At 64.6% G+C, this 7,732-nt stretch carries 8 protein-coding genes and 2 tRNA genes; 5 read left to right on the forward strand and 5 right to left on the reverse strand.

Going from position 1 to position 7,732, the window contains the following annotated elements:
* The 3 genes from VLR48_RS17580 to VLR48_RS17590 form a co-directional block, all read right to left on the reverse strand.
* A partial coding sequence (locus VLR48_RS17580; RefSeq protein WP_325293038.1) for an ABC transporter permease occupies nucleotides 1–1,193 on the reverse strand: 1,193 nt, incomplete at its 3' end.
* A gap of 38 nt (nucleotides 1,194–1,231) precedes the next feature.
* On the reverse strand, nucleotides 1,232–2,215 hold the full coding sequence (locus VLR48_RS17585) for an MBL fold metallo-hydrolase (RefSeq protein WP_325293039.1): 984 nt from the start codon (nucleotides 2,213–2,215) through the stop codon (nucleotides 1,232–1,234).
* Nucleotides 2,216–2,297: 82 nt separating this feature from the next.
* The gene (locus tag VLR48_RS17590) at nucleotides 2,298–3,713 is read right to left on the reverse strand and encodes a phospholipase D-like domain-containing protein (RefSeq protein WP_325293040.1); all 1,416 of its coding nucleotides are present in this window, start codon (nucleotides 3,711–3,713) and stop codon (nucleotides 2,298–2,300) included.
* A gap of 225 nt (nucleotides 3,714–3,938) precedes the next feature.
* Between VLR48_RS17590 and VLR48_RS17595 the strand changes: the two genes are divergently transcribed.
* The gene (locus VLR48_RS17595) at nucleotides 3,939–4,520 is read left to right on the forward strand and encodes a carbonic anhydrase (RefSeq protein WP_325293041.1); all 582 of its coding nucleotides are present in this window, start codon (nucleotides 3,939–3,941) and stop codon (nucleotides 4,518–4,520) included.
* A 213-nt stretch (nucleotides 4,521–4,733) separates the two neighbouring features.
* Here VLR48_RS17595 and rpmG read toward each other — a convergent pair whose 3' ends face one another.
* Together rpmG and rpmB are read right to left on the reverse strand one after the other, a co-directional pair.
* The gene (gene rpmG, locus VLR48_RS17600; protein WP_093034499.1) at nucleotides 4,734–4,901 is read right to left on the reverse strand and encodes a 50S ribosomal protein L33; all 168 of its coding nucleotides are present in this window, start codon (nucleotides 4,899–4,901) and stop codon (nucleotides 4,734–4,736) included.
* A 14-nt stretch (nucleotides 4,902–4,915) separates the two neighbouring features.
* Complete coding sequence (rpmB, locus tag VLR48_RS17605) at nucleotides 4,916–5,152, reverse strand: 50S ribosomal protein L28 (RefSeq protein WP_093034502.1); 237 nt, start codon at nucleotides 5,150–5,152, stop codon at nucleotides 4,916–4,918.
* A 184-nt stretch (nucleotides 5,153–5,336) separates the two neighbouring features.
* Here rpmB and VLR48_RS17610 point away from each other — a divergent pair.
* The 4 genes from VLR48_RS17610 to VLR48_RS17625 all read left to right on the forward strand — a co-directional run bounded on the left by VLR48_RS17610 (nucleotide 5,337) and on the right by VLR48_RS17625 (nucleotide 7,643).
* Nucleotides 5,337–5,410: transfer RNA gene (locus VLR48_RS17610), tRNA-Cys, on the forward strand.
* 136 nt (nucleotides 5,411–5,546) lie between these two features.
* Nucleotides 5,547–5,631: transfer RNA gene (locus VLR48_RS17615), tRNA-Leu, on the forward strand.
* A 19-nt stretch (nucleotides 5,632–5,650) separates the two neighbouring features.
* Nucleotides 5,651–6,877, forward strand: coding sequence for an efflux RND transporter periplasmic adaptor subunit (locus VLR48_RS17620; protein WP_325293042.1), 1,227 nt, complete (start codon nucleotides 5,651–5,653; stop codon nucleotides 6,875–6,877).
* Between the two features lie 37 nt (nucleotides 6,878–6,914).
* Nucleotides 6,915–7,643, forward strand: coding sequence for an ABC transporter ATP-binding protein (locus VLR48_RS17625; RefSeq protein WP_325293043.1), 729 nt, complete (start codon nucleotides 6,915–6,917; stop codon nucleotides 7,641–7,643).
* The last annotated feature ends 89 nt before the right edge of the window (nucleotides 7,644–7,732 follow it).

Consider the following 7,732-nt stretch of genomic DNA (forward strand, 5'->3'; position numbering starts at 1 on the left):
GGTGCGGGCGGGCGCATCGCCTCCGCGGGCGGCATTGCGACCGCACGGCCCACGGCGCGGAACGTGCCCAACGCGGCCGCACACGCGGACACCATCAGGGCCAGAGCAAGGATCCGAGGCTCGAGGCGGAAGCTCGTCTCCGGGAAACGATAGTATTCGGCGTAGACGCCGGCCATCCCGTCGGCCGCCCAAGCGCCGAGGGCGATTCCGAGCAGCGATCCCACGATCACGATGAGTCCGGTCAGCATGCCGTAATGCGCGGCGATGTCCCGGTTGGCGTAGCCGAATGCCTTGAGGATCGCGATCTGTCCGCGTTGGGTCTGGATGATCCGCCCCATCAGCAGATTCAACAGGAAGGCCGCGACCGAGAGGAAGATGGCGGGAAGCACGATGGCCATCACGCGGAGCTGGTCGAGCTCCTCCGAGAGGAAGCGATGCGACACCTGGTCCTCGCGGCCCATGGCGCCGATCCCGCCGTAGCGGGCCAGAGTCAGGTCCAGCGCCTCGATGACGGTCGCCTCGTCGGCCCCGGCCTGGAGCGAGAGCAGGACACTGTTGAAGGCCCCGTCCATATCCATCGCATGGGCCAGTGCTCGGCGGTTTATCCAGAGGACTGCAAAGCGTTTGTAGTCCGGCAAGATGTCCGCCGGTCCCACCTGATAGACGAACTCGGGCGACAGGGCGACACCGCTGACAGTCAGGGTTTGGAGGCGGCCGTTGATGATCGCTTTCAACCGATCGCCCGCCCGCAGACCCTGCGCCTCGGCGAAGGGCTCGCTCAGCACCGCCTGATCGGAGCGGTCAGGCTCGGGCAGTGCGCCCTCGCGCAGGTGCAGCCGATTCAGATACGGCTGACGACCGTCCGGGATCGAGAGGAGCAGACCGCGGACCGGCTCGTCGAAACCCGCAACCTCCAGGCGCACCGGTGCCTGAACCCGCGTCTCGACCTGATTGACGCCGGGGATCTCGCGTAGACGCGCCGCCAGACCCTCCGGGGCGCGCTTGAGGGTCGCGAAGACATGGGCGAAATGATGACCGTCGTAGAACCGGGCCTGCGACAGCCGCAGCGCGTCGAGCGTGGTCACGGACAGGATCAGCACCATCACGCCCGCGGCGATCACCACCGCGATCGCAGCGACCTGTCCCTTGAGGTCGAAGAGATCGCGCAGGAGCTTGGTGTGCAGTGCTCGCATCGGTCGACCTCGGCGACGCCATCGCAAACCCGATCCGCTCAGAAGGCGTCCGCTTCGACCTCCAGATAGGCGAGCGAGACGTGCTTGCCCAGTTCCTCCTCGAAGCCCGGCCAGTCTTTGAATCGGGCAAGCTGCTCGGCGATGATCGGACGCATCTCGAAGTCGCTTCCGCCGCTCTCGTACAAGGTGGCGACCCCGTCGTAGACCCCGGTCAGGTAGGCGCGGTAGTCATCGACGATCTCCCATCCACCGGTTCGGCCGTGCCCCGGAATCAGCACGCTCGCCGTCACTGCGGCTTTAACCCCGTCCAGCGCGTTGATGCTGCCGATGAAAGAGCCGTCGTCCATACGCACGATGCGTCCGTTGCAGGCGTTGTCGCCCAGGAACAGAGCGTCCAGCTCCGGGATCTCGAACATCAGATCGGAGGTGCTGTGGACATGGGGATAGTAATGGGTCTTGAAGGTGAGCCCTCCGATCGACAAGGTCTCGCCACCCTCGAGCGCGTGTGTCGGACCCTCCGCGACCGTCCCTTCGGTGGCGCCTTCGGTCGCGCTCAGCATGCGTTGGACCCACTCCTCGCCGGCCCCTTCGGCGACCAGCTTCAGCATCTCGGGATGCCCGTAGATCGGCACCTGCGGGGCCACGGCCAGCATCGCCTGATTGCCTAGCCAATGGTCCCCGTGGACATGCGTGTTCAGCACGGCCAGCAGCGGCTTGTCGGTCACCTTGCGGATCTGACGCAGGACCATCTCCCCGGTCTGGACGCTCGACCCCGGATCCACGACGATCACGCCGGTCTCCGTGACCAGGAAGGCCGGGTTGTTCATGAACCCCTGGTTCTCGGGGGTAGGATAGTCCACCGGTCCGTGGATCACATAGAGACCGGGTGCGACCTGCTCCGCAGGGTAGTCCGGCAGGTCGGGGCCGCGGTCCGCCAGGGCCGGGAAGGCGAGGGCGAGCATCAGGCAGGAGAACAAGGCGATCGGCCATGAGGGCCGGTGTGGGATTCGATCGAGCGGCATGGGTAAGGATCCTCAAAGGTGAACCGAAATGGCTTTATACCGCAGCGGCGGTCCATGAGCATTGTGAGCCCGCGACCAGCCGCTAGAAACTGGACCAGCCGAGATGCTCTCCGACCCATGCCTGAAGAGACCGCACCGCCGAGCGATCCTCCCAGGTGTCGTAAGGATCGGAAACCCGCCAATCCGGCTCGTTGCGCCAGCGTTGCTCGAACCAGGTCAGGGCGGCGTTCAGGAATGGATCATTCGCCGGACCCACGACAAGGACATTCGTCTCCAGGTTGAAGTCGTCCAGATTCCGTCGCGTGTAATTCGACGATCCTGTGATCAGGACGGCTTGGCCATCGGCGCGTTCGAGAACAAGCTGCTTGGCGTGGCACTGCTCCCCGGTGGTATGACACCAGCGCACCGGGATTCCGGCATCGTGCAAGCGCCGCCCGGTCTGGCGATTGGGGATACCGCTCTTTTCTCGGCCGAACGCATCCCGGTTGGGGTCGAGCAGGATTCGGACATCGACGCCTCGACCCGCGGCGTCCTCGACGGCTCGGATCAGCCCCTCGTGAGAGAAATAGAACATGGCGATATCGAGCCGATCCCCGCGAGCCGCGCTGCGGATCGTCTCGAGTGCCGCTTCCCGGATTCGGCTTTCGGTGATGATCCGCGCCTGCAGTCGACTCGGCGCCGCCGGGTGCTGAACGGCCGGGATTTCAAAGGGCACCTTCCCGGCGGAAAAGCGGATCACCGCGGTTTCGGTGTCCAGGAGATCCAGTGCCGCTTGGCCGCGAAACGCCACAGCCGTGTTCACATGGGTGCTGCTCGCATCGTGTGGATTGGCCGACGTCACCAGTGCCACCCAGTCGTCGCCTTCATCGGCCACGATCGTCTTGCGGTGATTGGCCTTGAGGTTGAGCAAGGACAGATAGGTCCGCAGCGTGACCGCCTCTTCGCCCACCGGATTGGGCAGCCAGCCACGGGTACTGTTGCCGAGCCAGCTGCAGCAGAGACGCCACGCCGCCGACCAGGCCGGGTTTGGATCGCGCAGTCGGTCGAGATCGGTATAGACCAGATGCGCACCCGCCGCCTCGAGCGCCTCCAGGTGTGGTGCCGCGACGCCCCCGTAAAGGTTGTTGAAGGGGTCGGTGATGATGACCGTCACAAGCCCCGGACGGTCGCGCATGCGCTGCAGCAGGTTCTCCGTCAGCTCCCGAGACAGTGGCCGATGGGTCTCCGTGATGGTTTCCTGCATGGCGTTGAACAGAAACATATCCAGCACGAGCAGCCTGTTTGCACCCTGGATCAGCTCGAAGACGCGATCGAAGATGATCTGTCGCGTGTGCCGTTCGCCCTCGGCATCCACCCAGGTGTGATCGGCGAGAAACTCCACGCCATGCACCGGACGCAGCGGTGCCGCAATGCTGATCCCGGGCGGCAGGGCTTTGTACACGTGATAGAAGCCGTTGCCCAGAACAAGGGCGAGGAGCAACAGCAGGATGCGTTTCATCACCGAATGCATCGACAGGTCATGGGTTTAATGAGCCTACTGTGCTTCGCCGTGGATCCGAATCCGCCCCGGGGGCGCGCCGCGTAACCTCATCTGACCGAGACCCGCCCGGCCGACCGTCGAAAAACCGACCCCATCGCCCCATGTCGACGAAGGGCGAGGATATCGACCGAGCGCCGACGCATCGCCCTCGAGAACAGGCGCACTCACCAGACGAGGATCACCATGAGCCAGACACTCGAAGAGGTCTTGAACGCCAACGCCGCGTACGCGGCGGATTTCGACAAGGGCGACTTACCGATGCCTCCGGGGCGGCACTTCGCCATCTTGACCTGCATGGACGCGCGCCTCGACCCGGCCAAATACGCCGGGCTCGCCGAGGGCGACGCGCATGTCATCCGCAACGCCGGCGGCCGTACCAGCGACGATGTGATCCGATCGCTGGTCATCTCCTACAAACTGCTCGGGACCCGAGAGTGGTTCGTCGTCCATCACACCGATTGCGGCATGGAGACCTTCACCGACGAGATTATGCGCGGTCTTCTCGCCAGTAGCCTGAAAACCGCCAGTGTGGATGCCTCCGGCTGGCACGACAGTGGCGAGGGGCCGGGGTCGTCCGAAGGGAACTACGTCGACTGGCTGACCATCAAGAACAACGCACAAAGCGTCGTCGAGGATGTTCAGCGGATCCGTCGGCACCCGCTTGTTCCGGGCGACATCCCGATCTACGGCTACATCTACGACGTGCGTACCGGCAAGCTGGTCGAGGTGCCGGAAGCGACCCGCATCGGTGCGGCATCGGCTTGAGCCAAGCCGGGCAAACGTTCTCGTGACACCGCTCCGGCGGTGTCAATCCTTCTCCGGCGCTCCGTGCCGTGAGTTTCCCGTTCGAATCCCTCGGCACGCCTTCCACGTAGAAGCCGGCGCCAAAAAAAACCCGCTTGCGCGGGCTTGTTCTAAAGTGCCGTCACAAGCGCCGCGACTCGGTAAGAGTCGAAGGCTCCGCGGCGATGGAAAGCGCTACTTGATCTTGCCTTCCTTATACATCACGTGCTGCCGGACGACGGGATCGAACTTCTTGATCTCCATCTTGCCGGGCTGATTGCGCTTGTTCTTGGTGGTCGTATAGAAATGACCGGTGCCGGCGCTGGAATTGAGCCGGATCTTATCGCGTGCTGCCTTGGCCATGGTGTGCCCTCCGGTTAGACCTTATCGCCGCGTGCACGGATCTCGCCGAGCACGATGTCGATACCGCGCTTGTCGATGATGCGCATGCCCTTCGTGGAAACCCGCAGCTTGACCCAGCGCTTCTCGCTCTCGACCCAAAAACGATGGTCGTGGAGATTGGGCAGAAAACGCCGCTTCGTTCTGTTGTTCGCGTGCGAGACGTTATTGCCGGTAATCGGGCGCTTACCGGTGACCTGGCATACCTTGGACATGGCGGAATCCCTAGAATTCGGAGGTCGTGCTTCGGGGTAGAAAGAAGCGGAAAGCTAACATGTTTCGGCGATTCGACGCAACGCAAAATTCCTTGTCGTCGTCATCGGCCGACTTGCGCAGGCATTTTTTCGCCGCCTCAATCCCGTGACAAGCGCGCGCAGCGCGACTATACTTTCCGGCTGGGGCTGAGTGGCAGAGTGGTCATGCAGCGGCCTGCAAAGCCGTGCACCCCGGTTCGATTCCGGGCTCAGCCTCCATCATCAACCCCCGCGGGAGCTCTTCCCGGAACTCTTCCTCGATCGTCTGCTCCGATAGTGTCGCGTCTTGCCGCAGCGAGGATCGAATGACGCTCCGATGAGCGGACTCAGCCGACATCCGAAAGCCTGACGCCGCGCCCGGGTGGCGAAACTGGTAGACGCAAGGGACTTAAAATCCCTCGACTTCGGTCATGCGGGTTCGAGTCCCGCCCCGGGCACCATCCCTCTTCGGACAGACTCATGTCGGAGCAAGATTCCCTCAAAGAGCTTCGTATCGACCGCGCCGACCGTGACGGCAGCGGTCACCGCGGGCTTCGGCTCGTTCTCGCAATCCTCGTCGTCGGCGCCCTCGGCGGCGGCACTTACTATGCTGTCTCCGAAGGCCCGATCCCGGTCGATGTCTCGATCGCGCAAGCACCGGCCGCGGGTCCGACGGCCGTCCTGGACGCGACCGGTTATGTGATCGCCCGACGTCAGGCGACGGTGTCGAGCAAGATCTCGGGCAAGCTGGCCGAGGTGTTGATCGAGGAAGGCGTGCAGGTCGAGGCGGATCAGCTGCTTGCTCGTCTCGACGACACGGACGCGAAGGCGCAGCTCGATCTCGCGCGTGCGCGTCTGGCCGCGGCGCAGGCGCGGCTCGGCGAGATCCAGGTTCAACTGGAGCAGAACCGGCGAGGGCTCAAACGCCAGACCGAGCTGCGCTCGCGTCAGTTGGCCTCGGAGGAGGCGCTCGAAACCGCCGCGACACAGGTCGAGACCCTCTCGGCCCAGCTCGAGGCTCAGCGCAGTCAGGTCCGGGTGTCCGAGGCCGAGGTCCAGGTCGCGCTGGTCGCCTACGACAACACGGTCGTGCGCGCCCCCTTCGCCGGCGTAATCGTCGCGAAAGCGGCCCAGCCCGGCGAGATCGTCTCGCCGATGTCGGCCGGCGGCGGCTTCACCCGCACCGGGATCGGGACCGTCGTCGATATGGGTTCGCTCGAGATCGAGGTCGACGTCAACGAGGCATTCATCAATCGTGTCAGACCCGATCAACCCGTTCAGGCGGTGCTCGACGCCTACCCGGATTGGACGATCCCGGCATCGGTGATCGCGATCATCCCCACGGCGGACCGCAGCAAGGCGACGGTGCGGGTGCGCATTCGGATCGATGCGAAAGACCCGCGCCTCATCCCGGAGATGGGCGTGCGGGTGTCCTTTCTTCAGGACGACACCCGGGTTTCGGACGGTACGACCGCCGGGGTGTTGATCCCCGCGAGCGCGATCCGGGAGCATGGCGACGGCAGTATCGTCTTCGTCCTGGACGGCGATCATGTCCGCGAGCGGCAGGTGACCGCCGGCGATGAGATCGGCGATCGACGCCTCGTCGAGCAGGGACTCGCCGCGGGCGAGCGCGTCGTGCGTGATCCGCCGCTCGCGTTGGCCGACGGCATGCGGGTATCGCCGCGAGGCGAGGTTGAGACGCCGTGACGCCGAACAGACCGGATTGAATCGCCGGCCCGAACCCATGTCCGATACCTTTCCGAGCCCCGAGTCCGGCGGCCCCGAACCCCTGGTCGTCATCCGCGCCGTCAGCAAGGTCTACGAGCGCGGCCGGCAACGCATCGAGGTCCTGCATCATGTCGACCTGGATATCCCCGAAGGCGATTTTCTCGCCTTGATGGGGCCGTCCGGATCGGGCAAGAGCACATTGCTCAACATGATTGCAGGGCTGGACCTACCGACCGAAGGCGCTTTGAGTGTCGCCGGACATCGGATCGACCGCATGTCGTCGACCGAGCTAGCACGCTGGCGGGCGGCCAACGTCGGCTTCGTCTTCCAGTTCTACAATCTCCTGCCGGCCCTTTCGGCGCAGAAGAACGTGGAGCTTCCGCTGCTGCTGACGCGGCTGTCCGCGGCACGGCGTCGACGCAACGCGTCGATCGCGCTCGATCTGGTCGGACTCGCCGACCGCGCGTCGCACAAGCCCAACGAGCTCTCGGGCGGCCAACAGCAGCGCGTCGCCATTGCACGAGCGATCGTCTCCGATCCGACGCTTTTGGTCTGCGACGAGCCCACGGGCGATCTCGACCGCCACTCGGCCGAGGAGGTGTTGACCCTTCTGCAGCGGCTCAACCGCGAGTACGGCAAGACCATGATCATGGTGACCCACGACCCGAAGGCGGCCGAGTTTGCGCAACGGATCCTGCATTTGGATAAGGGGGTTCTCGTCGAGCAAGGAGGAACGTTGGTGTGACGGTCGGGTCTCAAGGCCAGCCGCCAGCCGCCAGCCGCCAGCCGCCAGCCGCCAGCCGCCAGCCGCCAGCCGCCAGCTACCCGCCTTCT

This window comes from Thiocapsa sp., from assembly GCF_035467215.1.
Lineage (GTDB): Bacteria > Pseudomonadota > Gammaproteobacteria > Chromatiales > Chromatiaceae > Thiocapsa.